The following is a 25,103-nucleotide window of genomic DNA, read 5'->3' on the forward strand; positions in this document are numbered from 1 at the left end:
ATCTAAAAGATCAATGCGACTTCCTTAACTAGGGGAGGGCGTCTTAGGTGTGTGTCGCTCGGTTCGTTTCCGGCCCAAGCAGTTAGCCGCTAGGCTGCACGGCCCAGTGCTTGAATGAAAAGAACGCCTACTTGGGCAAGAGAATCTTGGGGTAAAGTCGCCCATCTTGAGGGGTCTGGGTACGCGGCAACGGCCAATTGCTGTCTCGGCCCTGAACGGAGTAGCTTGCTCTGGCTGCTCCTGACCGGATTGCCGCTGACCTGAACCTCTGCCCGCTGGTGATCCCTGATCCTGTGAATTTCCCACCCCTGTACTGCTGGAGGTTTCATGCAATTTGATCTGCCCCTGTCCGAGCTGGAACGTTACCGCCCAGTTGAAGCCGCCCCCGACGACTTTGATGCTTTCTGGGCCGATACCCTGACAGCCACCCGCTCTTTTGACCTCAACGCGCGTTTTGAACCTGTGTTTCCCCTCCTGCGCCAGGTGGACGCCTATGACGTCACTTTTGCTGGGTTTGGAGGCGCGCCGATCAAAGGCTGGTTGTTGTTGCCTGCGGGTGCCCGCGAGCCTCTACCCTGCGTGGTGGAATACATCGGGTACGGCGGTGGGCGCGGCTACCCCACCGACTGGCTGTTGTGGGCCTCTCTGGGATACGCCCATCTGGTCATGGACACGCGCGGACAGGGCAGTGCGTGGCGTCAGGGCGATACGCCGGATCCTCAGGCGGGCGGCGAACCTCATCTGCCGGGCTTCATGACGCAGGGCATCTTGCACCGGGACACGTATTACTACCGCCGCTTGTACAGTGACGCGGTTCGTGCGGTCGAGGCGGCGCGTGCCCATCCACTGGTGGATTCCAGCCGGATGGCCGTCATGGGCGGCAGCCAGGGCGGAGGGCTGGCGTTGGCAGTGGCCGGACTGATTCCCGACTTGAAGTTGTGTCTGGCAGACGTGCCGTTCCTGTGTCACTTCAGCCGCGCAATCACGCTCACCGATGACGCGCCGTTCAGCGAGGTGGCACGCTACTTGCGAACGCACCGCACCCAAACGGCGGCAGTGACAGAAACGCTGCGTTATTTTGATGGCCTGCATTTTGCAGCTCGTGCCCAGGCCCAGGGCCTTTTTTCAGTGGGCCTGATGGATACGGTCTGCCCACCCAGTACCGTCTATGCCGCCTACAACCATTACGCGGGTCCAAAAGAGATTCGTGTCTATCCTTTCAACGGCCATGAAGGGGGCGAAAATCTGCAGACGCTGGAAAAGATGCGAACCCTGTCTAGCCGCTTGCCGCTGCTCTAGTGGGTCAGCTGCCAGGCGGGACGGCACAACGAGGCGCTCCTCTCCTGGGATTGGGATCACGCCAGGACGGGGTTTTCATGACCCATCGCAAAGCACACATCCTCCGCCCCTTGACCGGATTCGGACACCAGTCACTGTTTTGCCTGGCGCTCACAGCGTGTCCCTGCCTGGCTAAGCCAACGGCGCTTCGACCTGCCAGTGGTCCCAGGTCCAGTACGGCCCGAGTGGGCAGCAAGCCATCCTCAACCCCGTCGCCCCCGGAACTGCATAACACCAGGACGTCGTTCCACCCTGCTCGAGGGAGGGCATCCGAATCCACCTGCCTGTTAATCCTGCGCTGACACTGTTTTGCTTGTCCTGAACCTGCCGCTTCTCAGGAACTTGACCGCCAGAGTTACTGCTCAGGCAAAGGCACCGTAGCTGGTGGTGAGGGTGCCTTCAGGCGTTGCTGAACCTCACTGACGACGTTCTCGCGGTCTACCCCGGCAATGGTCAGGTAAGGGAAGAGGGCATTGATGCCTGCAGCGGTGGCGCGGCGCCCGGTCTGCGTCAGCGGCACACCTACCGTTTCCCACAGGGCGCGAACCTTGTGTGCAGGACTGGGCACCGGCAACAACCCGAACACCAACAGGTCGTTCAGGGTGGTCTGTTCTCCTGGCTGTGTCAGGGGCAGCGTACGTTTTCCGTGTGGGTCACGCCCCAGATCTGCGGCGAGCCACTGCGGAGCGAAGGCCTGGAGGCTGTCGTCAAAGGTGCGCAGATACTGATCAAGGCCGACCGTCAGACGGCTCTGAGGGTGTACCCAGGTATGGTCTTCAGACAAGACCGTGACGCCAGCGGCGGCCAGCCGCAGGGCCGCTGTACTTTTCCCCGCGCCGCTGACCCCTGCCAGCGCCACACCGCGCCCAGCCTGCATCAGGACTGCTGCATGGAGGGGCAGCCACCCTGCTGCCCGGTGGGCCTCCGTGAAGGCCAGGAGCCAGGCCTCTCCAGAGACGGGAACAGCCCCGAAGGTCAACTGCACATCCTGGCCCTGAAGCCCGAAATGCAGCTCGTTGCTCAGCCAGAGCTCATCTCCTGCGGCCCACACCTGCAGGGACGTGCGGGCCACCAGGATGTCGAGTGGCGGTGCATCCGGAACTGCGGGCAACGCGCCGTGAACCAACGTGATGGTTCGCCGGGGCGCAGTGCCGACCGAATGTCCCCAGTGGTGCTCAAGCAGATGCAGCACTTGCTGGCTGACCAGCTCACCCCGAACCTGGGCATCCAAACTGATGAACAGGCTGGCAGCTTCTGTCATGGCTGCTGCCGTCGCTGCTCAGTCATCAGGCAGTTCAGAAACAGCTTCTGGGTTCGGACGGCGGCAACGGGGAGGCGCTCACTGCCCAAACCAGTCACGAGCATCTCTGAATGGAGGTTCCACATGGACTCAAGGTAACGCGCCGGGTCACTGGAAAGAACACCAGCACAGTCCCTTTGAGGAGCGTGACCCAACCACAGGACTCAGTGAGAGCACAGGCAAGAACCCTCAAAATCCTGGACTATCGGTCTTGGCGAGCTGATCCCAGCAGACAGGGGAGAGCTTTCTCAATGCGTCAGAGAACGGCTGCCCGCCGCACCAGCTGGCAGGCCTCCAGATCGCTCAGCAGCGCCCTGAGGTCATATTCGGCTGACGCGTCTTCCAGGCCGTAGCCTTCCATCAACAGGGTCTTGAGCTGCGGTTCGGAGGCCGGCAGGGCTTGCCAGATCAACCGTCCCGTCTGATTCAGGCTGAACATCACGCTGCGTTGGGGATCCATCAGCACCAACTCATCCCCCAGATCGGTGGTCAAGACCTCAGAATTCGCTTCCCACATGGCTGCAGGCTAGCGCCTGAGGCCCAGCGGATAAAGCCCAGAGATCAAACTGATGCTCAGCGCCCGGGGCCAGAAGAGCCGGAGGTGAAAACCAGCTCATCTCCTGCCACCGCCCTGACCGGAGGCCATGACAGCAGCGGATGGCCCGCTGCTCTAGACTCGGATGGATGGCCTCTCCTGCAAGCCCGGTAGTCCGCGCCCTGACCACCACGCCGCCTGATGTGGGTGCGGCAGATGTGCCTGCACTGCGGGCCGCCTGCCTGGGCGGTGAGGTCCGGCAACGCCTGCCGGCCGGGCATCCTCTGCGGGAGGTTCTGCGTACCGATCACCTCCAGTTGGGGGCACGTCACGCCCTGATCCGTGCTGAGCTCCGGCCTCTGCTGCGGCTGTGGCATCAGGCAGGCGTGCCCGCCATGCTGATCAAAGGCTTCGCTCTGGCCGAATTTGAATACTCCACCCCCGGTGAGCGCTTTTACGGCGATGTGGATGTCCTGATTCCCGATGACCCGGACCAGATCGGCCGGGCCGTGCATCTGGCCCTGGCGCATGGGTGGCGCAGCGATGGTCAGCACGCCCGCCCCTCCCAGTGGACGCACGAGTGCGCCCACCTGTACAGCCCGGACGGGCACATCCGCCTGGATGTTCACCGCTACGTGACAGGCTGGGTCGCAGGATCAACCCAACGCGTACGGTACCTGACCGGGGCGGTGTGGGCACAGGCGCGTCTGACCGACTGGGACGGCCTGCCGGTCTGGCGGCCCAGTCCTGTCGACGCGGCCCTGGTCAATGTGGCTCTGGGGCGCTGCTGGGGCGGCGATGCGGGGGGCCTGAAACCCGCAGACTACCCCGATCTGAGAACCCTGGTGGCCCGGCATGACCTGACGCCCGGCGCTCTGAAGGACAGGGCGGCAATGCTGGGCGCGGTCTTCACCTGGCAGGCCTTCACTCAGGTCTGTGACCCCTTCCGGCAGCAGTTCGCGCTGGAAGAGGCAGGCACCCGCGCCGCACTGCTGGCAGGCCTGCGGCGCGACGGGTATCACCCCCGGTTGCTGCTGTGGCAGAGCCGGTGGCACAAGCTTCCCCATCATCTGTACTGGGTGCCGCGCGTGCTGCCCGACGTGTACTGGGCGTGGCGGGCCGTGCGGCAGGGGGGCGATCCCCGCGGCCACCTGCACCGCTGGACGCCGCCTGCTTCCGCGCATCTGCCCCCTGAGAGGCTCGATCCTGCCGTGAGGGTGGTGGCCCTGCTGACCAGACTGGCCTATCCACGGCAATCCAGAATCGGCACGTGTGTGCCGCGTGCCTACGCCACCTACCGCCTGCTTCGGCGGCTGGGCCACCCGGCGGTCTTTGTGAGTGGTGTGGCCCGCAGCGCCTCTGGGGCCGTCATCGGGCACGCGTGGGTCGAAGACGACCGGGGCGAGCTGAGCGCCTACGCTGAGCCCAATGCGCGCCAGCAGTTCCGCACGGTCTTTGAATGGGGCGCTGACCCCGCCTGATCAGGAAGATTTGGTTAGGGGCAGCGTGCAGCGAAACCAGAACAGGGAGACCAGCGTTTTTGTCGGTTGACCGGGCCATAGGTCAGCGTCTCCTAAACGTTCAGGAGAACGGCAAGTTCCTTGACTTTCCTTGCTGTGTCCTGAGCAGCAGCTTTCAGCCAAACAGGTAAGGCTCGATCCAGCCGCTGCGGAGGCCGGTGCGGTGGGCCGTGAGCAGAGGATGGGTGGTCGGCGCGGAGGCCAGGGGCGTCTGGCGGCCCCCTGCGTCCTGCAGGTGCAGCGGCGCACGCAGCAGCCCTGAGGCGTCCATGTTCAGCGCTCCCCGCACCCCGGCCACCTGAACGCCAGAGAGGGCCGCGACGAGTGCCACAGGCGTGATCTGTGTGAGGTGCTGCGCCGCTGCCGCGATCCACAGGCCAGTGTCGTAGCCCAGCGCCGTGAGGGTCTGGCTGGGGGTGGCCTGTGCCGGTTGCTCCCACCCCGGCTGTCCCAGCTCTCTGGCCGAACTGATGCCCACCGCCGAGGCCGCGTCCGGCCAGCTGAGTGCGCGGGAATACGCGCCGGCAGTCAGGCTCCCGACCGTGACCTGCAGGCCCAGGCGGACGCAGGCCCGCAAGATCTCGGGGGCGTTGGTCAGGTCGCTGGCGATCAGGTGCATGTGGGCGGCCCCGCTGTCCCTGACCAGCTGCGCCAGTGCAGCGGGCGAATACGTCTCGGCTCCGTTGACGATGGTGGTTCCCGTCAGGAGGCCGCGGGCACTGCTCAGCCCCGCCGTGAAGGCAAAGGGCAGGTCATAACCGCTCTCCAGCAGCGACATCAGCAGGTGGGTGGGCCGCCCCCGCTGACCCAGCAGGCTGCCGTGCATCCATTCGGCTTCCCAGGCGTGCAGGCTGGTCGTCAGGGTCAGGGGCAGGGCTGCCCCGCTGTCCGGCATGCGGGCTCCCACCTCGGCGGCAATGACCGGAAGAGGGGCGGCGGCCAGCGCGGGCTGCATCAGGCGGGCCAGGCCGTCTCCCAGCGCAATGAGAGCGTCGGGGCGGGCCGACAACGCTGCCCGGGTGGCCGCGCTGATCTGCTTGAGGCGGGGGCCGGTCAGGTGGATGCTGAGTTCGGTGCCTGTTCGGCGCAGCACGGGAGTCAGGCCACGCACAAAGGGTTCGGTCAGGTCGGCAGGGCCGCCGAAGGCCGGGGCCACCAGCGCCAACCGCAGCGGACGCACAGCCGGGCGGGCGGCCTGCACCTGTGCGCCCACTGTGCCGGTGACAGCGAGCGGCAGCGCCGCAGCAAGGGCTTTGAGCAGACTCCGGCGCGAAGAAATGAGGTTGGGCATCAGGGCCTCTGGGGGAAAATGCCGACGAGGGCAATAATAAAATTCACGGTGAGAAACGGCGGCATGTTGTTGTGGGGCTGTGACCCGCCCGCCGGAGACAGCGAGGCCGGGGCCAGACTGGTCACCGCGCTCCCTACCGGGCCATAGGCGCTGAATTCCGTGCTGCGGGCCAACGAGCGGTCTGTGGGCGCCGTGCTGGTGCCGGGCGTATCAAAAGCTTTGAGGGTATGGATGTGCGCGGGGATTTCCTGCTGAAGCAGCGAGACCTGTGCCTGACCGGTCATTTCCCCCTGCACATACTCGCTGAGGCCCTGCCCCTGCCCCATCCCGAGCGGCGACCTGCCCCGCAGATCCGGCAGGCCGAAGGTCGCTCTGCCGTCGCCTCCGTAGGTGGTGCCCAGCAGACTGAACAGGGCGGTGTTCTGCGAGATGGAGAGGATCTGGCCGTCGCACAGCGCCCAGCCGTTCGGAGCAAAGTTTCCGGCGAACATCCGAATTTCTGCAATAAAAGGTTCCATGGTCGTCCTTTGATCTGGGCGTGCTGCTCCGGGGTGCTCGGGAAACGTTCAGGCCTGAGAAGGAAAAATTCCTGCCCAGCAGATGATAAAATTGATGGCCAGCACCGGAGGCATGTTGGTGTGAGGCTGCGAGCCGCCGCTGACCGTGACCGCCTGGGCCGCCAGCGCCGTGGGCCGCCTGCCTGCACCGATATACACGTCACCCGTGGCGGGTTGGCCCAGCCACTGCCCCGCGGGAGACGGGACAGGAGGAGTGGGCGCGGGTCCCGTACTGGCGACCAGCGCGTGACTGTGGGCAGGGATCTGGTTGGAGGTCAGCGTGACACTTTCCGTGCCAGTCTGCTCTCCAAGCACGTAGGTGGTGCCGCTCAAGCTTCTTCCCATATGCAGCGGCAGGCGGCTCTGCAAATTGGGCAACGCAAAGGTGCTCTGGCCGTCGCCGCCGTAGGTGGTGCCGATCAGGGTAAACAGAACCTCGTACTCCGAGATCGGCAGGAGTTGGCCGTTGCACATCAGCCAGCCCACAGGGGCAAAATTGCCCGCGAACATCCGAATCGTTCCTATGTACTCGCTCATATCAGGCCTCTGTGGTGCGGGGAGGGGTCAGCGTCTTGAATGGGGTGCAGGCGGGGAGGGCCACTGGATTGACCGGGGCACCTTCGGCCCAGACCGTGTCCCCAGACCTTCAGTTGCGCGAGGGAAAAGTGCCGACCAGAGCGATCACGAAGTTCAGCGTCTGCACTGGCGGCATATTGCTGTGCGGTTGTGAGCCGCCCACCACGGACAGCGACGCCGGGGCCATCTGGTTCAGGGCCGCGCTGCTGGAATCGTAGAGGGCGGCGCTGGCCAGCAGATTGCCCGCAGGAACAGGAACCGTGCCCGCCGCGGTGAGGGCCTGCACCTGGTGGGTGTGGGCGGGCAACTCGCCGGAGGTCAGCGTGTGCTGCTCCTCTCCGGCCCGGTCGCCCGGGATATAGCCGTTGCCCACATGCAGCGGCACCCGTCCCCGAAAGTCGGGCAGCGCGAAGGTGGTTCTGCCGTCGCCGCCGTAGGTGGTGCCCAGAAGGCTGAACAGCGCCTGATTCTGCTGGATGGACAGGAGTTGCCCGTTGCACAGCGCCCAGCCTTTCGGCGGAAATCCGAAGGCCAGGATATCGATTTGACCAAGAAAAGGTTCCATAAACCGTCCTTTGCGTGAGGAGAAACAGAACTTGTCTGGAATGGGGCCCACGGGCCTCTGGCGCGCGCTCAGAAGGTCGGCAGGCTGCAGGTCAGATTGGAGACGTTGGTGGTGTCTGCAAACACGGTCGAAGGGGCGTTGCGGCCGCTCACAAAAGCGGCGACATTGGCAGGACTGCTGCCGCCCCCGGTCAGGCCCTGCAGGGCCAGCGGATTGCTGCCCACCTGCCACACGTAGATGCCCGTGAGACTGGGATCACTGAGGTTGCCGCGCATGAGGTTGCCCGAAAGGTTGGCGCACAGCGTGGTGTTTTCTGCGGGCGTGCCGTTACCACTTTCAAGCATCATGCTTTCCAGGCCGAAGCCGACGTTGGTCTGCGCGACGTTGTTGGTGGCCGTCACGTCCAGCCGTCCAGTCTTCTGTCTGGCGGCAAATTCCAGTCCAAAGTTGCCGTAGCCGCTGACCGTGTTGTTGTTGACCGCGAAGCGGGCCGTTCCTGTACCTGCAACGATCAGCGAGAGGCCGTTGCCCGCGCCGAGGGGATTGAGGTTCACCTGATTGCCCTGCACGTAGCCCTGATCGTTCTGGGCGCTGGCGTGCGTGCTGCGGTAGGTAAAGCCGCCCCCCTGCGAGGTGGTGTTGGTGACCGTGTTGTTGGAGAAGGTGACCTGCGCGTCGGCCTGCCCATCGTGCCGGAACTGCATGGCGGTGCTGCCGTTGTCCAGGAAGACGTTGTTGGTGGCGACGATGTTGGCCCGCCCGGTTTCGCTGGAGGCCGTGCTGTAATCCACGCCCAGGCCAGCGTTGTTCTGCAGGCGCATCCAGTTCAGGCTGACATTCAGCAGGCGGTTCTGGGGACGAATGGACACGCCGCTCAGGACGGCCCCGGAAACCGTGCCGCCTGAAGCGGGGGTGCCTGTTCCGCTGACCGTCAGGGTGCCGCCCACATCGCTGAGGGTCAGCCCGTTGGAAGGCGAAGCAGAGGAGTCGAGGCGGGTAAAAGACGCGGCCAGCACGCCGGCGCTGAGGTTGAGGGCCGGGCCAGCCGTGGCCCCGACGCTCAGGGTATCGGCGGTCAGGGTGCCGAACGTGCTGCCCGACAGTCCCGCGGTCTGGCCCGTGATGCCCAGGCCCCGAACGGTGTTGTTCTGGGCCAGGGTAATGCCTACCCCGGAAGCGTGACCGATCAGGCTGGGACTGCTGCCCGCAGGCAAAATGGGGGTGGCTCCCAGCGTCAGGGGCACCCCCTCGCCCAGCAATACCTGATTGTTTTTCAGGGTGATTCCGGCGTTCTGGCCGCTGGTGGTGCCGTTGCCCCGCGCCACGTACAGGGTATCGCCCGCGCCCGATGCATTCTGGGCGCCCAGCAGGGTACTGAAGGGGGTCTCCTGGCGGCCATCGCCGTTGCTGCCGCTGTTGTTCACGTACCAGACCCGGCCAGCCACATTCACGTCCACGTTGATGTCCGGACTGGAGCAGGTGCGGTCATCGGTCACGCGGTAGGTCAGGCGGTCGGTGACCGCAGGCGCTCCGTCACCCACCTTGGGCCGGAACACCACATCTCCCGCTGGCTCCACACTCACGTTTCCGCCCCGCGCACTGCTGGGCTGGCCGCTGAAACTGGGACTGGCTCCGGCATAGGCCGAGTAGGCCCCGGCCAGTCCTGCGCCCGCGGGCACGTTCAGGCGCGTATTGCCGATGGCGCTCAGGGCCGCCACCGGAGACTTCAGGGCCAGGTCGCCGCCCAACTGCGCCAGTCGGTTGGTGTTGCCCGCCGTAGTGGCCGACCCCACAAACAGAGCCGTGTTGCCCGCAAAGCTGCTGCCGCAGAGCGTCACCACCGGGGTGGCGGCTCCCAGCGCGGCGGCGCGGACGCTGGCCTGACTGCCCGCCCCCTGCTCCTCCACGCTTTCGGTCACGCGGGTCAGGCTGTCGTCCATGGCCTCAAAGGACATGGTAAAGCCGAAGGGATCATCAGCCACGGCGGCCTGCAGCGGCACTTTGACCGCCAGCGTGACGACGCCGTCGAATTGATTGGCGGCGGGACTCGCTCCCAGCGTGCGGCTGCCCGGGGTGGTTCTGTTGCGCACCACAAAGCCGTAAGGGAAGAGACGCACCGCGCCTGCCGGAACCGCGCTGACTTCCTGCTCCGCAAACACCTGGAGATCTTCGGCCCCGTTCAGCGGTGTGGGCCGGTCATTGAGACGGTCGAGCGTCATGGCGTGCGTGGGCAGGATGGTCGGGGCAATGGCCGGATCAGCGGCGCTGCCGTCGAAGCGGGTCAGGTTGCCCAGCGCTGTTTCTCCGATGGTGCTGGGGGTACTGGCGGCCACCAGCGTCAGGTTGGTGCGGGCACTGGCGTAGGGCGTGCCGTTCTGGGCCGCATTTCTGACCCGGAAGGTGGCGTACAGGTAGCGCATGCCGCCCGCCCCCCGTTGACCCAGGGTAAACGAGCCATTGGACAGGGATTCCAGCTGAATGCCGCCCCGGTCGGTGAGGGCCTGCGTCCCCAGGCCAGCTTGGGGAATCTGCTGCGCCGTAAAACTGCCGTCGGCCTGACCGGTAAAGGCGATCTTCACCACGCCCAGCGGCGTCAGCTCGGCGGCCTGGGGAGCGGCGGGTACGGTGGCCGGAGGAACCTCACCGACGTCCACATTGGGAAGAGTGACGGAGGGGACAGCGGCCGTGGGAGGGACCGCAGGAGAGCTGCACGCTCCCAGCAGCAACGTTCCCAACACAGCGGCAGACGTCAGTGGAATGGCCCGCATGGCAGCTCTCCTCATGGGCACCCGTTGACCAGGTAGGCGGCGGTCGGCGCACCGACGAGGTCAGCCGTCCGAACCTGACAGACCAAGCGGGAAGGAAACGCGGCACTGGCGTATCCCGTTCCGGGCAGCGTATTGATCAGGGTGGGATTGACGGTGGCGGCACGCGCCAGAACGCTCGCGTCGCCCAGGGACTGTTCTTCCAGACTCTGGGTGATGCGGGTATCGGGGTCTTCGACCACCAGAAAGGTGATCCGGAAGGCCCAGGGATCGCGCCGATTGCCCTGCGGCGGCACCTGCTGGGCGTCGTCGGGCTGGAGGGGCAATTTGACGCTCAGGGCCACCCGTCCGTCGTACTGGCCGGCGGCGGGGTTGGCCGTCAGGGTGCGCCCGCCTGCTGGGGTATGCACCACATAGCCGTAAGGGAACACCGTTTGCACGCCCAGTTGCGCGTACGTGCTGACCGGGGTTCCGGCCTGCGAAAAACTGCCCGGCAGGACTTCGGCTTCCGTAAACACCTGCAGATCCTCGCCGCCCCCGGAGAGCGTGGCCCCGCCGGCCAGCGGCGAGTACTGCATGGCGTGGGTGGGTTTGAGGAGCCTCGCCGTGCCGCCCGGCACCGCTGAACCGTCAAAAGTCGTCAGGCCCCGGAAGGCGGTGCCGTCTGCATTGCTGGGCAACCCGACTGCGATCAGCGTGAGATTGCGCCGGGCCGTGGCCGAGGGCGTGCCGTCCTGCGCCGCATTGCGAACGGCGTAGGTCGAAGTGATATAGCGGGTGCCGCCTGCATTGCGCGCCCCGACATCAAAGACGCTGACGCTCAGGGCCTTGAGATCGATGCCGGCCCCCTGTTCGGGCAGAACCAGTGGCCGAACCGTGCTGGCAACCTGCCCAGAGCCGATCTGATCGAAGCTGATCTCTATCAGGCCCAGGGCCTGCATTCCCTGGGGGTGCGGCGGAGTCTGGGTCGACGCGCAGCCCATCAGCGACAGGCCCAGGCCAACCACCACCGGCCAAGAGCGGGATACGGTGATCAAAGTCATTCCTCTTGCTCCTCCACTGCGCTTACCCCAAAAGTGCATCAGGTTGACCTGTTGCGCCCGGACCCGTCACGGCCGCTCCAGAAAAAGGAGAAGCCAGAAATGGCGCCGCGTCTCAGTCCAGATCCCTGCGCCTGCCAGCAGCTAGTAACTGTCGTCGGAAGGGAAGCCGAAGCTGCCGGGACCAATAGGAACCGACTGGATCAGGGTCACGGCTTCCCAGCGTCCCAGCGGCGTCAGTTGTGGGGGAAGATAAGTGCTCACTGCAGAATGCAGAGGCTTGGCCGCAGCACTCTCATCGGTTGACTTTATAATCTCTTGCTTTTGCTTCACAATCTTCATTTTAGAGTCGATCATCCAAAGGACATGTTAAGTTTTCGGCTTTAGAGAGGGGCCTTGATCTCTTGATATTGGGGGCATAGAAGAGCCCAAGAGTGGCAATAAGTTCAGGCCAAGTCTCCGGGGCGACGGGAATCAAGTGGCTGACCTGGAAGATAAATCTCTATGCCGCTGGCAGGGGCTTTTGTCTGAGAACGTGGGGCTCCTGAAAAGCGGACCCGCTGCGGTCGTCCGGCGAGATGATAGAGAGTTGCTGGAAATGTCTCCTGTGGGTTTTCCCTACTGATATGCAGTGGGAGTGACTTCCCTGACCGGATTATCCACCCAAGTCCACCTGCTTTGAACGCTTTCAGGAGTGGGAGGAGTACGCTGTGTTTCTGAACGTGTTGGGCACCTCTCACGCAGCACCGCCGTCGGGATGAGGCCTGAGGGAAACTCCTGGTGAGGCGACATCCTGTCCAGTCTGCCCAGAGTCGGAAGGGATGTCTATGACCACGAAAGGGTCGTCGGTGATGAACTGTCCAGCATTCCCGCCAGTACGCCTCTGGAGCCTGAAGTCTGGGAAGTCAGGCGGCTTGGCGGTTGTGGTGCCTCGGCCGTGAACCCGTAGAGTGACGGCGGGATCTGCCGCGCCGCTGGCTCATGCTGCGGCAGTGACCCGGCCAACGACAATCAGGAATGGGCTTTGAGGATGACCCCTTCAGCATACAGACCACCGAAAACGGCCTGGTTCGTATTTCACGCGGTGGCCGGGTCATCGTCGTGACTCTGGGCGGTGAACGCGCTGCCCGGCTGAACAAGGCGCTGGAAGGCACCCAGAACGAAGACGCCCGCCAGCAGCTTCTTGCCCGCATCACCGGAAACGACAGACGCGGCAATGAACGGCCCTGAGAGTCACGGCTCAGATTCGATCTGTGGCTGAGGCGGGTGGAAACACGGAGGCATCTTCGGCCGACCAGAAGTGCGGCTCACACCCCCAGATACGCCTTGATGATGTCGGGGTCGCCCATCAGGTCGCGGCTAGGGCCGACTTTCACCAGTTTGCCCAGCTCCAGCACGTAGGTTCGGTCAGTCACCTTCAGCACCTGCCGCACGTTCTGTTCGACCAGCAGCACGGTCAGGCCCAGTTCCCGCAAAGAGCCGATCACGCGCATGACTTCGGAGACCACCAGCGGCGCGAGGCCCAGGCTCGGTTCGTCCATCAGCAGCACCTCGGGTTCACTCATCAGGGCGCGGCCAATGGCGACCATCTGCTGCTCGCCGCCCGACAGGGCAGCGGCGGGCGTGCTGCGCTTGTCCACCAGGCGGGGAAAAAAGTCGTAGACCTTTTGCAGATTCTGGGCGCGGCGTGCGCGGGTGCGCGGCAGATACGCGCCCATCAACAGGTTTTCTTCCACGGTCATCTGCCCGAACAGTTGGCGGCCCATCGGTACGTGGGCCACACCCAGATCGGTGATTTTGTGAGGGGGCACGCCGTTGAGGTTGTGCTGGCGGTAGGCCGCGGTTCCGGCCCGCGCCCTCAGCATCCCCGACAGCACGCGCAAAATGGTGCTTTTGCCGCTGCCGTTGCCGCCCACCAGTCCCACCAACTCGCCCTTAGACACATGCAGGCCCACGCCGAACACGACCTGCACCTCTCCGTAGGCCACCTCCAGATTTTCTACGTTCAGCACGCGGTCCTGGGCATTCACGAAGGACGCGGCGGGCGGGGCGGAAGGCAGGCTAGTCATGGTCGTCTCCGAGGTAGGCGCGAATCACGTCCGGGTGGGCCGCCACGTCTGCCGGGTGGCCTTCGGCCAGCAGTTCCCCGAAAGCCATGCAGATCACGTGATCCGACAGGGTCATGATGACGTGCATGATGTGCTCGACCATCACGATGCCGAGGCCCGACTGGGCGAGTTCGCGGATCAGGGCCACCATTTCCTGCTGTGCAGGCGGATTCAGGCCCGCGATGCTTTCATCGAGAAACAGCAGACGGGGTTCGAGGGCCAGCGCCTTGGCCAGTTCGAGGCGGCGGCGGCGGGCCAGATTCAGTTCGGCGGCAGGCTGCGCGGCCCGGTCAGCCAGCCCCACACGCTCCAGCACGGCGTAGGCGTGGTCCTCGGCAGCGCGGCCCCGGTGACGCAGGAAGGCCGCCACCAGCACGTTTTCCAGCACGCTCAGGTCTTCAAAGGGGCGCTCGACCTGAAAGGTGCGGGCCATGCCCAGCCGTGACCGGGCCTGCGGTTGCAGATGCGTGATGTCGCGCCCGTCCAGGGTCACGCGCCCTTCGCTCAGGCGCACGAATCCGGTCAGGCCGTTGAACAGCGTGGTTTTGCCTGCACCGTTGGGGCCGATCAGTCCCAGAATCTCGCCTGGGCGCACACTGAGATTGATATTTTTGACGGCGGTGACGCCCCCGAAGCGGATGGTGATGCCCTCGGCGGTCAGCAGCGGCGCGGCCCGTTCAGCGGCGGGCACGCCCCTGGACTCTGCCACGCCCGTCATCTGTTCACGCCCAGTTTGAGGCCGCCGCGCCGGAACAGTCCCATCAGGCCGTTGGGCGCGTAGATGGTGACGGCCAGAATCAGCACGCCGTAGATCAGCAGATTGGCACTGCTGAACACGGTCCGGAACAGTTCGCCAAAAATGCTGAGCAGCAGGGCCCCGATGAGTGGCCCCTGAATAGAGGTGCGCCCACCGATGATCGCCATCAGCGCAATCTGTACGCTGATCGGCAGTTCCAGCAGGGTGTGCGGCTCGAAGGCCTGCAGGTAGACGGCGTAGATGCTGCCGCCCAGCGCGGTCAGGGCGGCGCTGATCATGAAGGCGATCAGTTTCATGCGCGTGGGATCGATGCCCAGCGCCCGCGCCCCGTCTTCATCCTCGCGTACCGCCTGAAGGCCGTAGCCCAGCCGCGAGCGCCGGATCAGGTGCGTGATGATCAGGGTCAGCAGCACGAACGCGAACGCCAGGCCGTATTCCACCTTGCGGTCGAACAGGTCCAGCCCGAACAGGGTCGGCAGTTCGGGCATGAACAGCCCTTCTGAACTGCCTGTCCATTCCGAATTGATGGCGACCAGCCGCAGCACCAGCGCCACCGCGATGGTAGACAGCGTGAAGTAACTGCCCCGCAGCCGGAAGGTCAGGCCGCCCCAGATGGCCGCCAGGAGCACGGCCAGAATCATGCCGACCAATGCGCCCCACCACGGAGCCAGCGGCGCGGGCAAAAAGGCGGGCAGGCGTTCGGGCGTCGCCAGCAGCGTCATGGTGTACGCGCCGATGCCCAGCAGCGCGGCGTGGCCGAGGCTGGTCTGTCCGGCCCAGCCGCCCAGAATGTTCCAGCTCATGGCGAGGCCCGCAAAAATCAGGGTGGATACCCCAAAGTTCATGGCCTTGCCGAACACGAAGGGATACAGCGCGATCACGACCAGCAGCGCCCCCGACAGCCACAGGTTGCCGAAGGTGAGGGCGCGGGGCCGGGGAAGGGTCGCGGCAGCGGTCATACCCGTTTCACCGTCTTGCCGAACAGTCCTTCGGGACGCAGCAGCAGCACCAGCAAAAAGGCGATCAGTCCGTAGGCGTCGCGGTAATTGTTGCTGATGTAAAAGGCCCCCAGCGATTCGATGACGCCCAGCACCAGCCCGCCTGCCACCGCGCCCGGAAGGTTGCCGAGGCCGCCCAACACGGTCACGATAAAGGCTTTGGTGGTGTAGTTTTCGCCCACCGTGGGAAAGGTGTACAGCAGCGGCATCAGCAGCACGCCCGCGATGGCCGCGAACGCCACGCCCAGCCCGAACACGATGGCCTGAATCTGGGTGGTCTTGACGCCCTGCAACTCGGCTCCCAGCGGATTCTGGGCGGTGGCCCGGATGGCGCGGCCCAGCTCGGTGCGGTACAGCAGCAGATTCAGACCCACGATGGCGACCAGGGTACCCAACCCGGCCACCAGCAGCGACACGCTGACCTGCACGCCCGCAAATTGAAAGGTGCTGGTGGCATACGGCACGTTGATGCTCTGCGGCTGCGCCCCGAAGGTCAGCAGCAGCGTATTGCTGACGATCAGGCCCAGACCCAGGGTCGCCAGCATGGAGCCTTCACCGAGGCGGTCTCCCAGCCGGGCCAGCACAAACCGCTGAATGACGAATCCCAGCGCGAATCCGGCGGGCGCGACCACCAGCAAACTCAGGTAGGGGTCGATATGGAAGGCCTTGAACAGCGCCAGCGTGATGAACATGCCGATGGCGAGAAAGTCGCCGTGCGCGAAATTGATGACCTTCATGACGCCGAAGATCAGGCTCAGGCCCGTGCCGATCAGGGCGTACAACCCACCCGTCAGCAGGCCCTGAACCAGCGTCTGAAAGAAGGCGGTGACCGAGGCTGAGTCCATGCAGGCTCCTTGCAAGCGGGGAGGCAGAGGTGGGGCGCGGGGGGGGCAGAGAGTCCTGCTCGCCCCCCGCGCCGGAAGCTTGAAAAAGGCCGGGGGGCCTGAGAGCGGCCCCGTCCGGGTTCAGGCTTCAGCGTTCAAACTTGATGGGGCGCGGAACCACGCTCTTGGGGTAGATCGGCACGAACACGCCGCCCTGCACCTGCTGGGCCACCATCGCCAGCGGATTCTGGTTGCGGAAGCCGTCGTAATCCTTGAACTGCACCGGGCCAAACGCGGTGGTCATGTTGATGGCGTTCAGCGCGGCCTTGACCTTCTCGCGGTCGGTGCTGCCGGCCTTGCGGATCGCCTCGGCGGCCACGATCACGCCCGCGTAGGCCTGCGCCGCGTGATAGCTGGGTTCCTGTCCGCCCAGCGCGGTTTTCAGGTCCACGTTCAGCTTCTGCACGCCCGCGTAACGCAGTTGCGGCACCCACGCGGTGGCCGTGATCACGCTCTCACCCGCGCTGCCGCTGTCTTTAATAAAGTCGGGCAGGGCAAATCCCGCCGCGCCGCCCGCAAACAGGCGGGGTTTGACGCCCACTTCACGCGCCTGACGCATCAGGGCCACGCTGTCTTCGGCGTAGCTGACCATCAGAATGCCGTCGGGGTTTTTGGCCTTGATGCGGTTCAGCACGGGCCGGAAGTCGGTCAGGCCCTTGTCGTAGCGCTGGTCTTCCACGATGGTGATGTTGTACAGCTTGGCAAAGTCCTGGGCGGCGTCGGCCACGCTCTTTTCAAAGGCTCCGGTTCCGGCGATGATCGCCATGCTCTTGAATTTGTTGTCCCGGAAGATGTTGAGAATCACGCGGGCGTACTCGGTGGCCGGTTGATTCAGCCGGAAAATATAGTCGCTGCCGGGTTTGGTGATGTCGTCGCCGCTGCTGGTGATGACCAGATTGGGCACCTTCTGGCGGGCCAGATACTGCGCCTGCGCCTTCACGAGGCTGCTGGAGTACTCGTTCAGCACCAGCGGCACTCCGGCGTTCACGAGGCGTTCGGCGGCGGCCAGTCCCTTGTTCACGTCGCTGGCGTTGTCTTCGATGATCAGTTCGATCTTGCGCCCGCCGATGCCGCCTTTGCGGTTCACTTCGGCCACCCCGACCTTGAATCCGGCCAGTTGCATCTTGCCGAATTCGGCGAAGCGTCCCGTGACCGAGGTGATGGCCCCGATTTTGATGGTTCCAGTGCCGCTCTGGGCGCTGGCGGGCAGGGCCAACAGGGGCGTCAGGGCGAGGGTCAGGAGGGTAACTTTACGCATGGCAGGCTCCTAGAAAACGGGGAAGGGAAGAGAGGGTGAAAGGATGGACGTCAGCGGCGCTGATGGGCGGCCACCGTGTGGGCCACGCGGGTCAGGTGGGCGTGCATGGCGAGTTCGGCGGCGGGGGCGTCCCGTTGCCGCAGGGCGCGTTCGATCTCGCGGTGTTCCTCGTGGCTCTGTTTCAGGTGCCAGCTTTCGTTGATGTGGAGCGGCCCCGCCAGCCGCATCTCCCGCGCCAGCAGCTCGGCATGCCGGGCCAGCCGCCCATTGCCGCTGGTCTGCACGATGATCTGATGAAAGCGGGCGTCGAGTTCCCGGAATCCCCGCCAGTCTCCGATGGCCGCCGCGCCCTGGGCGTCCAGTACGCCCCGCAGCGCAGCCAGATCGGTACTGCTCATGCGGGCGGCGGCCAGCCGTGCGGCGAGGCTGTCCAGGTTGGCCCGCAGTTCGTACAGTTCCAGCAGATCGGTCAGGGTGAGATTGACGACCTCCACGCCGCGCCGCGAGTGCTCGACGGCCAGTCCTTCTCCGACCAGCAGCAGCACCGCTTCCCGCACCGGAGAGCGGCTGACTTCCAGTTGCCGGGCCAGTTCGGGCACGCTCAGACGGCTGCCCGGCGCAAGTTCCCCACTCAGAATGGCGCCACGCAACCGTTCACGGACAACGTCCACGACCCGCGCGCTGGCGACTGGCTTGAGCAACGTCACCCCTCCTTTCACCGCGCAGGCAGGGCTGCGGATGATCTGAACTGCTGTTAAGTTGTGGAACGAGATTGAGTGTTACATGCAACAGGTAAAATTACAAGCGGTGGGCCGAGCGGCTGCGGAAGGCGTCGGCGTGCCCTCCTGCCCCGGCCCACCTCTCCCGCGCGGCTCAGGCTGAACTCGGCAGGGTCCGGCCTTTCACCGGACTCCGGTCAGTTCATGGGGGTGATCTCCCTAGCGGATGGCCACTCCCAGGATGTACTGAATACGGATGCGCTCCTTCTCGCCGGTTTTCAGGTCGCGGGCCTCCAGATAGGGGGTGGAGCCAGTACGGTCAATCCGCAGCGGTTGAAATTCGTCGAGGCGGCGTTTGCCCGCCGTGATCCGGCTGCTGTACCACCCGGAGCCGACAGTTTTTTCCTCGTTGTACTGGAGGAGCAGGTTGTGACCGTTGCGGATGGCTTCCTCCAGAAACTCGCGCTTTTTGCGGGTGTCGGTGATCACCAGCAGGTCGGACGCCGCGCCCTGCGGAACAGCAATCTTGTGGTCTGGGGCCAGGCCCAGGGCGCCCAGTGCCGTTTCGAGGGCCTGCGCTTTGCCGGACTGCACGGTGAATAGGGTGGGGCCGAGGCTGGGGCCAATGAACTCTTTCAGGGCAGGATGTTGCGCCAGGGCCTGCGCCTGTGGGTGTTGCAGGAGCGTGACCGCGGCAACGCCGGGGAGCGGCATCTGCCCGCTCCAGACGCCCAGTTGAAGGCGCAGCGTGGCGGGCAGACGGCCCACACTGCGGGCTTCCAGATCATTGAGAAAAGAACTGGGCAGGCCGCCCGGTGAGGCTGGGCGGACAGTGTACTTCTCTTTCCCAGCGGCCATGAGGCGGCCTTCCAGCAACTGGCGGGTCAGGAAATCCAGTTCGCCCGTCACGGTAAATGAGCCGTCTGCACTGAATTTCAACGTTTTTGCGGGGGCTTGGTCGTAATTCAGGAGGGGGACGCCTGACGGAATCTTCTGTTCCGGCCCGAGCAGCCGCAGGGTGTCGCCCACCGCCGTTCCGCCTGAACGGAGCGCGGCGTCCCGCTCGGCGCGGGTGGGGTATTCCAGCAAGGTGACCCCCCGGTGGACCGTCAGGCGCTCCCGCCGCGCCGCCCAGTCCTGAATGGTGCTCTGCACGCTGGCGGCCAGGGGCGTGGCCGAACCTGCCCGCAGGCCGTCCAGCAGGGCTTCCTGACTCAGGCCGCCTTCCAGCGCCGCGTACACGCTCTCGCGGGTCAGGCGGTAGGTGGCGGTCTGGGGGTCAAAGCGCACGGCCTCCGCTGCCTGCAACAGCAGAAATTGCTGCGGCTGGAGCTGGGCCGGATACACCAGCAACTCGAAGTTCGGCTGCAAGATCCAGGCGGGCGGCGCGGGCACGGCGCGCGGGCGTTCGGGCTGGATCTGCGCCGCGGCGTGCAGCGCGGCGTTCGGGATCACCACCGCGGCGCCGTCACGCTGCTCTACGCTGACCAGCCCGAACTCTGTCAAGGTGCCGCGCAGGGTGGCCGCCAACCAGGCGGCCCACGCCTGTGGGTCGGTTCCCTGCCGACTCATCAGTTGATGGTAATCGTACTTTTGCAGGCGCAGCTCTGCCGGGATCAGCGCGTTCATGATCCGCAGCAACTCGGGTTCGGTGACGGGGGAGGGCAGGGCACGCAGCAGCGCGGCCAGGCAGGAACGCAGCGCCCCACCCTGCGGCAGGCGGTATTCCTGGTCTTCGGGCCTGTACAACGTGCCCACCAGCTGCGCCGCACGGCCCAGCAGCGGGACCGGGCCAGCCTCGGAAAAGGCCCGCGCCCGCTCTGCGTTCACCTCCAGGTGCTTGCCCGCCGCGTCCAACTGCACCAGGTCAAGCTGCTGCGCTACGGTCAACCAGCTCCCGATGTCCTGCAGGGCGGGCAGCGTCTTGCTCAGCTTTCCCAGCGCCGCCTTGTTGTACGTGCCCGCCTGGGTCACCCCCAAACCGCCCAACAACCGCAGTCCACGCAGGAGTTCTTGCAGGTGCAGCGCCGGCCGCGCGGCCGCCTGCGTGTTGCTGGGGAGCTGGGCCGTGCCGGCCTCCACGGGCGTCATGGTCAGGGGCGCGGCCCCCACCGCTGGCAACCGCGCCAGCAGGCGTGGATCGGCCAGCACCCACGACGGCGGTAGGTGCCCAAAGGGCCGGTAGTGGGCGTAAGCGTAGGCGTCGCGCAACCAAGGATTTGGTACGGAGGCTGGACACAGCAGGCCGTCGGCAAACAGCGTCCACAGCAGGTCCGCCCCGGCAAACTCCGCGCCCCTGTAGCCCTCGAACAGATTCAGCGGGGAGGGAGTGAGTTTGATCGGCGGCGCAGTCAGGCCGCGCAGCCGCGCGAAGCTGTACAGCGCCCAGCCGTCCATCGCCCCGCCCTGCCGACGCACCTCGCTCAGGAGCTGCAACTCGGTGGGATGGAGACTGGCCACCAGGGCGTCCAGGCGTGCCGGATGGGCAAAGGTCGTCACCAGCGCCTCCCGGCTGGCGGCCTTGCTGCTCAAGCCTTTCTCGCCGCTGTAGCGTTTGGCCACCCGGTTGAAATGGCCCGTGCCGTACACATCCGCCATCTGCTCCAGACGCAGCGGTGAGATCCATTCTGTGGTCCGCCCCGCCGTCATCCACCCACCACCCTCGGCAGGTGGCCTGCCTTGCGGAGGGCCTCCAGCACAGCTTTCTCGCTGCCGGGGGTCAGCAGCGCAAAGGTGGGGCCGAGCCGCGAAACGATCTGCCCCGCGAGGCGGGTGTCCAGCAGCAGCGCGTCCAAATCGGCGCTGTCCTGCACTTCCAGCACACTGAGCGGACGGTGTGCCACCACTGTTTGCACCCTGGACAGCGGCAGGGACGCCGGATCTGTGGGCGGCGCTTTGGCACGCCTGGTCGGTGGGCTGCGTTTTTTCGGGGCGTCAGTCATGAAAACTCCGGTGCCGCTGGAGAGGGGCCGGACGCTCAGGGGCGTTCTGTTCAGGCTCAGACCTCATGTTCATCCAGAATGCCGTAAGAATATCCCTGTGCGGCCAAGAACAATTGGCGGTGGTGGGCGAAATCCTCTTCACTGGTTTCGCGGGTGACCAGGGAGTAAAAGTGTGCGGCGCGTCCGTCGGCTTTGGGCCGCAGCAGCCGCCCCAGGCGCTGGGCCTCTTCCTGACGCGAACCGAAGGCACCTGAAACCTGAATCAGCACCTCGGCGTCGGGCAGGTCCAGGGCAAAGTTGCCCACCTTGGACAGGATCAACGTCTTCAGGCGGCCTTCCCGGAAGGCCTGAAAGAGCTCCTCCCGGGTCCGCTGCGGCGTCTTCCCCGTGATGACGGGAGCCTCCAGGTCAGCGCCGATCAGTTCCAGCTGATTCAGAAACTGGCCGATGATCAGCGTCGGCAGTCCCGCATGGCGCGCCATGACCTGCTGCAGGACGGCGCGCTTGGCCGGGTTCTCGGCCGCGATGCGGTGCTTGTTGGCCTCGGTGGCCAGCGCGTACTCCAGGCGTTCTTCAGGGGGCAGGCGCAGGCGAACTTCCAGGCAATGCGCCTGGGCGATCCAGCCCTGCTCTTCCAGGGTCTTCCAGGGCTGGTCGTAGCGTTTGGGACCAATCAGGGCGAAAACGTCGTTCTCCCGCCCGTCCTCGCGGATCAGGGTCGCCGTCAGCCCCAGGCGCCTCCGGGCCTGCACTTCGGCGGTCAGGCGGAACACCGGAGCCGGCAGCAGGTGAACTTCGTCGTAAATGATCAGGCCCCATTCGGCGGCGCCGATCAGGGCGAGGTGCGGGTAGGCGCCGTGATCTCCGCTGAGGCTGCCCCGCCTGCGGTGGGTGAGCATCTGGTAGGTGCAGAGGGTGACTGGGGTCAGCGGTGTTCCGGCGGCGTACTCGCTGACGTCCTGCGGCATCAACTGCGTTTTGCCCAGGAGTTCGCGGGACCACTGGTTGACGCTGGTGCGGTTGGTGGTCAGGATCAGTGTCCGCTGTCCCACCAGGCTCATGGCGACCAAACCCACCACCGTTTTCCCCGCTCCAGGGGCCAGCACCACCACCCCCGAACCGCCCTTCTCGCTTCCCGCACGGTAAAAGGCCTGGGCGGCTTCCCACTGGTATCCCCGGACCTGCAGCGCGGGCGAGAGCTGCACGGCACAGGCGTCGCCGTCGGTGTAGCCGGCCTGATCGTCCACGGGCCAGCCGACCTCGATGAGGGCCTGTTTCAGCACGCCGCGGTGCGCTGCCGGTACGGTCACGACGGTCGGTGACATCACCTCACCCAGAAGCGGCTTGATCCCCTGGTGGCGTGTCAGCTCGGTCAGGAGGGCTTCGTCTCCGGCCATGACGAGCAGCAGCAGCCTGGAGTCGTACTGTTCCAGTCTCAAGCGGCCCCAGCGGCTCGCCAGCTCGCGGATATCCGCCGCCACATTGCCGGGCAGCGGAAATTTGGCATGCCGGGCCAGGGCGTCCACCATCGCCCCGGCCGTCATGCCTGCACTGGCCGCGTTCCAGAGGGACAGCGGCGTCACCCGGTAGGTGTGCAGGTGCTCTGGACTGCTCATCAGCTCGGCAAACGGCGCAATATCCGTCCGTGCAGCTTCGGCACGCGGATTGAACGCCTCGAGGAAGACACTCCGGTCAGCCTGCACAATCAGCGGATTCGACGGGTCGAACGACATGGGGGAAGTTTGACAGGTTCGGCCAAGGGAACCGAATGGGGGAAGGCCACCACTTGCACAGTGTCTCGTGACGGACCGCTTGCGCCGCGTTACCGCAGCAATTCTTGAGCATCCCGGTGACTCAGGGGAAGGTGGGAGGAGGGTCAGAACGCATGTTGGATGAGGGTTGCCCTGAATCGGTGGCGGTGGTCGGGCGTGCGGTCGGTTAAGGGCGGACTCCCGGCTGCGTTAAGCCAGTGCAGTCCTCGTTCCGTTGAGCGTACGCCGCCTTGCTCCCGGTTTGGATGGGGCAAATCCGTCTCTAGGCGCCTGTGGGTCAGGGTGGCCGAGTCTGTACGGCCAGCCGGATCAGGCGTCACGTCCGCTCGCCTGGAAAGCTGATGGTGCTGAGCCAGCGGCGTAACCGCTCCGTCAGGGCGCGGGGCAAGGGACGGGCGAGCCGCTGTAATTCGCTGGGAGGGCCGAACAACACCACAGTGGTCAGGAGCCCCGCGCCAATCAGGAGTTCGAGCGTAAACAGCGCCAACGGAGGAATTCCAGCCGTGCGAAGCGCAGAAAGCACTCCGAACATCACGGTGCCGATTCCCAGACCGCAGGCCAGGCCCACCGCATAGGCCCGCACAATTTCCACGCCGCCCCCTCAATGATGCGGTGGGTCACCACCACGTGGCTTTGCGGCCTCCAGCGGTCCACAGGCGGGACAGCAGCTGATGCCCAACGAAATACGGCGCCTCCTGACCCGGCTGAAAGCCCCGCCCCTGCAGGACGACGTGTTGAGTGGCGGACCGGGGAAGGACTTCTGCGACCCACCGCCCGATGGCGCCGCGCCCACTGAGTTGAAGAGGTTCACCTTCCAGAAGGTGAACCACTCGCATGACCTCTTCCGTTGAGTTGAGGAATCCGGCTGCGGACGGACAGCAAATTCAACGCTTGTGATAGCGGTGCCCTGCTGACCTCCATCAGTGGGCTTGTCCAGAACGCCACCTGACACCCCCGGATTCTTATCAAAGCTTACAGTCTGACCCTCTGCCATGGCTACCAAGGAGGCCTGAGGGGAGTGGAGGCGAGGTGATCGGTGGGACTGCCTCAGTTTTACGGCTCTTCCGCGGTTCCGCCACAGAATATGGCTCTGGTATGAATGTGGGTAGCAACGCGCCCGAGGTTCTGCAAGGGCACTGCCCACTTGCTTACTGCTTTCAGTCCCTAGCTCAAAGAGGAGCTTTCTCGTAGCAGCAGCTTTGCTTTCTGTGCCACCAGGCGCCGCTCCCCGTCCATCTTGCCCAAGGCGTTCCGCTGCAGCTCTTCAAGGGTCTCGAAGGGCAAACCCATCAGTTCTTGGGCACTGATTTTGAGCAGAAACTGCACTGATTTCGCCAAATCCTCCAGCGTCAATGGCTGAGTTGAGACCAGTTCCTCTTCAACGAGCGTGCGCTGCCTGATATCCGCCTTGGTCTGCTCGATAACCCGGCTGGGTTTGACCCCGTCCGGCCAGCTGTACTTGCCGCTGCCGTACGTGCGGACCACATCGACGATCAGGGCACCCTTGCTGCGGACGCGGGTGCGGTAATCGGAATTCAGGATGGCTCTGGCCAACTCTGCGCCCTCCTTGACGTTGGCGGGGAATTCCATGGCCAGCTTCTCTGCGGGTCCTCTGGCCAATCCTGCATCAATGAGCATCTGCGTGAGCTGACTGTCCGCTTCCCGGGTCGCCTCACCGAAGACGTAGGTTACTGAAAAGGGTCTGGGCGGAAAGCCCAGGGATTTATCCCTGGGATGGATAGCCCAGCCGCCCGAAGGGCGGGGTGCTGATGCTGAAGGCTGAATCCAAAGCCCTACGCCACCTTCCAACTGGGCTACACTGTGGATGTGCCGACGCCTTACGTTCACAAAAACGCCTCTGTGTCGCTGCTGCGATACCACTTCGTGTTTTGTCCGAAGCGGCGCAGAAAGGTACTGGTGAATGCTGTTGCACAACGACTCCGAGAGCTGCTGGAGTCGAAGACCGCCGAACTGGGCTGGACGATTGTGGCGCTGGAAATCATGCCGGATCACGTTCACCTCTTCCTCGGCACCGACCCGGATGTATCGCCCACTCAGGTGATGCACGCCATCAAGGGCTACACCTCCCGCGTGTTGCGTCAGGAATTCCCGCAGTTGCAGACGATGCCAGGACTTTGGACGCGCTCCTACTGGGTCAGCACGGCAGGCAACGTCAGC

At 65.0% G+C, this 25,103-nt stretch carries 24 protein-coding genes; 4 read left to right on the forward strand and 20 right to left on the reverse strand.

The features are described from left to right. The first annotated feature begins 327 nt into the window (after positions 1-327). Positions 328-1,299: an acetylxylan esterase gene (locus F561_RS0114895; RefSeq protein ID WP_019010760.1), complete on the forward strand. Its 972-nt coding sequence runs from the start codon at positions 328-330 to the stop codon at positions 1,297-1,299. A gap of 394 nt (positions 1,300-1,693) precedes the next feature. Here the strand turns inward: F561_RS0114895 and F561_RS0114900 are convergent, their stop codons facing one another. Together F561_RS0114900 and F561_RS0114910 are read right to left on the reverse strand one after the other, a co-directional pair. Further along, a complete protein-coding gene (locus F561_RS0114900) occupies positions 1,694-2,599 on the reverse strand; it encodes a hypothetical protein (protein ID WP_019010761.1) in 906 nt (301 codons plus the stop codon). 295 nt (positions 2,600-2,894) lie between these two features. Further along, complete coding sequence (locus F561_RS0114910) at positions 2,895-3,155, reverse strand: PqqD family protein (protein WP_019010763.1); 261 nt, start codon at positions 3,153-3,155, stop codon at positions 2,895-2,897. A gap of 167 nt (positions 3,156-3,322) precedes the next feature. Between F561_RS0114910 and F561_RS0114915 the strand changes: the two genes are divergently transcribed. Beyond that, positions 3,323-4,654, forward strand: a complete 1,332-nt coding sequence (locus F561_RS0114915; RefSeq protein ID WP_019010764.1) for a lasso peptide biosynthesis B2 protein — start codon at positions 3,323-3,325, stop codon at positions 4,652-4,654. Positions 4,655-4,808: 154 nt separating this feature from the next. Here F561_RS0114915 and F561_RS0114920 read toward each other — a convergent pair whose 3' ends face one another. The 7 genes from F561_RS0114920 to F561_RS0114950 form a co-directional block, all read right to left on the reverse strand. Then, a complete protein-coding gene (locus tag F561_RS0114920; RefSeq protein WP_019010765.1) occupies positions 4,809-5,984 on the reverse strand; it encodes a type 1 periplasmic-binding domain-containing protein in 1,176 nt (391 codons plus the stop codon). Beyond that, entirely contained in the window at positions 5,984-6,502 is a 519-nt protein-coding gene (locus F561_RS0114925) for a phage tail protein (protein ID WP_019010766.1), read from the reverse strand. The genes F561_RS0114920 and F561_RS0114925 overlap by 1 nt, the downstream gene beginning before the upstream one ends. A 48-nt stretch (positions 6,503-6,550) precedes the next feature. Continuing rightward, the gene (locus tag F561_RS0114930) at positions 6,551-7,078 is read right to left on the reverse strand and encodes a phage tail protein (protein ID WP_019010767.1); all 528 of its coding nucleotides are present in this window, start codon (positions 7,076-7,078) and stop codon (positions 6,551-6,553) included. 109 nt (positions 7,079-7,187) lie between these two features. Next, positions 7,188-7,682: a phage tail protein gene (locus F561_RS0114935; RefSeq protein ID WP_019010768.1), complete on the reverse strand. Its 495-nt coding sequence runs from the start codon at positions 7,680-7,682 to the stop codon at positions 7,188-7,190. Positions 7,683-7,750: 68 nt separating this feature from the next. Next, the gene (locus F561_RS0114940; protein WP_019010769.1) at positions 7,751-10,450 is read right to left on the reverse strand and encodes an autotransporter outer membrane beta-barrel domain-containing protein; all 2,700 of its coding nucleotides are present in this window, start codon (positions 10,448-10,450) and stop codon (positions 7,751-7,753) included. Positions 10,451-10,461: 11 nt separating this feature from the next. Further along, positions 10,462-11,490 (reverse strand): hypothetical protein, encoded by a 1,029-nt coding sequence (locus F561_RS0114945; RefSeq protein ID WP_019010770.1) that lies wholly within the window; start codon positions 11,488-11,490, stop codon positions 10,462-10,464. 141 nt (positions 11,491-11,631) lie between these two features. Then, positions 11,632-11,844, reverse strand: a complete 213-nt coding sequence (locus F561_RS0114950; protein ID WP_157451897.1) for a hypothetical protein — start codon at positions 11,842-11,844, stop codon at positions 11,632-11,634. Between the two features lie 660 nt (positions 11,845-12,504). Between F561_RS0114950 and F561_RS0114955 the strand changes: the two genes are divergently transcribed. Further along, positions 12,505-12,717 (forward strand): hypothetical protein, encoded by a 213-nt coding sequence (locus F561_RS0114955; protein WP_019010772.1) that lies wholly within the window; start codon positions 12,505-12,507, stop codon positions 12,715-12,717. A gap of 77 nt (positions 12,718-12,794) precedes the next feature. On the opposite strand, the gene F561_RS0114960 is transcribed toward F561_RS0114955, so the two are convergent. The 11 genes from F561_RS0114960 to F561_RS0115015 all read right to left on the reverse strand — a co-directional run bounded on the left by F561_RS0114960 (position 12,795) and on the right by F561_RS0115015 (position 24,515). Further along, complete coding sequence (locus tag F561_RS0114960; protein ID WP_019010773.1) at positions 12,795-13,556, reverse strand: ABC transporter ATP-binding protein; 762 nt, start codon at positions 13,554-13,556, stop codon at positions 12,795-12,797. Continuing rightward, on the reverse strand, positions 13,549-14,313 hold the full coding sequence (locus F561_RS0114965) for an ABC transporter ATP-binding protein (protein WP_019010774.1): 765 nt from the start codon (positions 14,311-14,313) through the stop codon (positions 13,549-13,551). The genes F561_RS0114960 and F561_RS0114965 overlap by 8 nt, the downstream gene beginning before the upstream one ends. Further along, the gene (locus tag F561_RS0114970) at positions 14,310-15,311 is read right to left on the reverse strand and encodes a branched-chain amino acid ABC transporter permease (protein WP_019010775.1); all 1,002 of its coding nucleotides are present in this window, start codon (positions 15,309-15,311) and stop codon (positions 14,310-14,312) included. Before F561_RS0114970 ends, F561_RS0114965 begins: the two co-directional genes overlap by 4 nt. Beyond that, positions 15,308-16,195, reverse strand: a complete 888-nt coding sequence (locus tag F561_RS0114975) for a branched-chain amino acid ABC transporter permease (RefSeq protein ID WP_019010776.1) — start codon at positions 16,193-16,195, stop codon at positions 15,308-15,310. Before F561_RS0114975 ends, F561_RS0114970 begins: the two co-directional genes overlap by 4 nt. 127 nt (positions 16,196-16,322) lie before the next feature. Beyond that, on the reverse strand, positions 16,323-17,492 hold the full coding sequence (locus tag F561_RS0114980) for an ABC transporter substrate-binding protein (RefSeq protein ID WP_019010777.1): 1,170 nt from the start codon (positions 17,490-17,492) through the stop codon (positions 16,323-16,325). 50 nt (positions 17,493-17,542) lie between these two features. After that, on the reverse strand, positions 17,543-18,199 hold the full coding sequence (locus F561_RS0114985) for a GntR family transcriptional regulator (RefSeq protein WP_026298941.1): 657 nt from the start codon (positions 18,197-18,199) through the stop codon (positions 17,543-17,545). A 231-nt stretch (positions 18,200-18,430) separates the two neighbouring features. Next, the gene (locus F561_RS0114990; RefSeq protein WP_019010779.1) at positions 18,431-20,860 is read right to left on the reverse strand and encodes a helicase-associated domain-containing protein; all 2,430 of its coding nucleotides are present in this window, start codon (positions 20,858-20,860) and stop codon (positions 18,431-18,433) included. Further along, positions 20,857-21,153, reverse strand: coding sequence for a hypothetical protein (locus F561_RS0114995; protein WP_019010780.1), 297 nt, complete (start codon positions 21,151-21,153; stop codon positions 20,857-20,859). The genes F561_RS0114990 and F561_RS0114995 overlap by 4 nt, the downstream gene beginning before the upstream one ends. 56 nt (positions 21,154-21,209) lie before the next feature. Next, positions 21,210-22,886 (reverse strand): DNA repair helicase XPB, encoded by a 1,677-nt coding sequence (locus tag F561_RS0115000; RefSeq protein ID WP_019010781.1) that lies wholly within the window; start codon positions 22,884-22,886, stop codon positions 21,210-21,212. 355 nt (positions 22,887-23,241) lie between these two features. Further along, positions 23,242-23,517, reverse strand: coding sequence for a hypothetical protein (locus F561_RS0115005; RefSeq protein ID WP_019010782.1), 276 nt, complete (start codon positions 23,515-23,517; stop codon positions 23,242-23,244). 572 nt (positions 23,518-24,089) lie between these two features. Continuing rightward, entirely contained in the window at positions 24,090-24,515 is a 426-nt protein-coding gene (locus tag F561_RS0115015; RefSeq protein WP_157451898.1) for a hypothetical protein, read from the reverse strand. A 237-nt stretch (positions 24,516-24,752) separates the two neighbouring features. On the opposite strand from F561_RS0115015, the gene tnpA reads away from it, so the two are divergent. Next, on the forward strand, positions 24,753-25,103 hold a 351-nt coding region (gene tnpA / locus F561_RS0115020), incomplete at its 3' end, for an IS200/IS605 family transposase (RefSeq protein WP_040380923.1).

Origin of the sequence: Deinococcus aquatilis DSM 23025 (genome assembly GCF_000378445.1) — a bacterium.
Classification (GTDB): domain Bacteria; phylum Deinococcota; class Deinococci; order Deinococcales; family Deinococcaceae; genus Deinococcus; species Deinococcus aquatilis.

Excerpts from the sequence above, each read along its gene's own strand:
- F561_RS0114895 (WP_019010760.1), top strand. The coding sequence starts at position 328 with ATGCAATTTGATCTGCCCCTGTCCGAGCTGGAACGTTACCGCCCAGTT.
- F561_RS0114900 (WP_019010761.1), bottom strand. The coding sequence starts at position 2,599 with ATGACAGAAGCTGCCAGCCTGTTCATCAGTTTGGATGCCCAGGTTCGG.
- F561_RS0114910 (WP_019010763.1), bottom strand. The coding sequence starts at position 3,155 with ATGTGGGAAGCGAATTCTGAGGTCTTGACCACCGATCTGGGGGATGAG.
- F561_RS0114915 (WP_019010764.1), top strand. The coding sequence starts at position 3,323 with ATGGCCTCTCCTGCAAGCCCGGTAGTCCGCGCCCTGACCACCACGCCG.
- F561_RS0114920 (WP_019010765.1), bottom strand. The coding sequence starts at position 5,984 with ATGCCCAACCTCATTTCTTCGCGCCGGAGTCTGCTCAAAGCCCTTGCT.
- F561_RS0114925 (WP_019010766.1), bottom strand. The coding sequence starts at position 6,502 with ATGGAACCTTTTATTGCAGAAATTCGGATGTTCGCCGGAAACTTTGCT.
- F561_RS0114930 (WP_019010767.1), bottom strand. The coding sequence starts at position 7,078 with ATGAGCGAGTACATAGGAACGATTCGGATGTTCGCGGGCAATTTTGCC.
- F561_RS0114935 (WP_019010768.1), bottom strand. The coding sequence starts at position 7,682 with ATGGAACCTTTTCTTGGTCAAATCGATATCCTGGCCTTCGGATTTCCG.
- F561_RS0114940 (WP_019010769.1), bottom strand. The coding sequence starts at position 10,450 with ATGCGGGCCATTCCACTGACGTCTGCCGCTGTGTTGGGAACGTTGCTG.
- F561_RS0114945 (WP_019010770.1), bottom strand. The coding sequence starts at position 11,490 with ATGACTTTGATCACCGTATCCCGCTCTTGGCCGGTGGTGGTTGGCCTG.
- F561_RS0114950 (WP_157451897.1), bottom strand. The coding sequence starts at position 11,844 with ATGATCGACTCTAAAATGAAGATTGTGAAGCAAAAGCAAGAGATTATA.
- F561_RS0114955 (WP_019010772.1), top strand. The coding sequence starts at position 12,505 with ATGGGCTTTGAGGATGACCCCTTCAGCATACAGACCACCGAAAACGGC.
- F561_RS0114960 (WP_019010773.1), bottom strand. The coding sequence starts at position 13,556 with ATGACTAGCCTGCCTTCCGCCCCGCCCGCCGCGTCCTTCGTGAATGCC.
- F561_RS0114965 (WP_019010774.1), bottom strand. The coding sequence starts at position 14,313 with ATGACGGGCGTGGCAGAGTCCAGGGGCGTGCCCGCCGCTGAACGGGCC.
- F561_RS0114970 (WP_019010775.1), bottom strand. The coding sequence starts at position 15,311 with ATGACCGCTGCCGCGACCCTTCCCCGGCCCCGCGCCCTCACCTTCGGC.
- F561_RS0114975 (WP_019010776.1), bottom strand. The coding sequence starts at position 16,195 with ATGGACTCAGCCTCGGTCACCGCCTTCTTTCAGACGCTGGTTCAGGGC.
- F561_RS0114980 (WP_019010777.1), bottom strand. The coding sequence starts at position 17,492 with ATGCGTAAAGTTACCCTCCTGACCCTCGCCCTGACGCCCCTGTTGGCC.
- F561_RS0114990 (WP_019010779.1), bottom strand. The coding sequence starts at position 20,860 with ATGACGGCGGGGCGGACCACAGAATGGATCTCACCGCTGCGTCTGGAG.
- F561_RS0114995 (WP_019010780.1), bottom strand. The coding sequence starts at position 21,153 with ATGACTGACGCCCCGAAAAAACGCAGCCCACCGACCAGGCGTGCCAAA.
- F561_RS0115000 (WP_019010781.1), bottom strand. The coding sequence starts at position 22,886 with ATGTCGTTCGACCCGTCGAATCCGCTGATTGTGCAGGCTGACCGGAGT.
- F561_RS0115015 (WP_157451898.1), bottom strand. The coding sequence starts at position 24,515 with ATGGAATTCCCCGCCAACGTCAAGGAGGGCGCAGAGTTGGCCAGAGCC.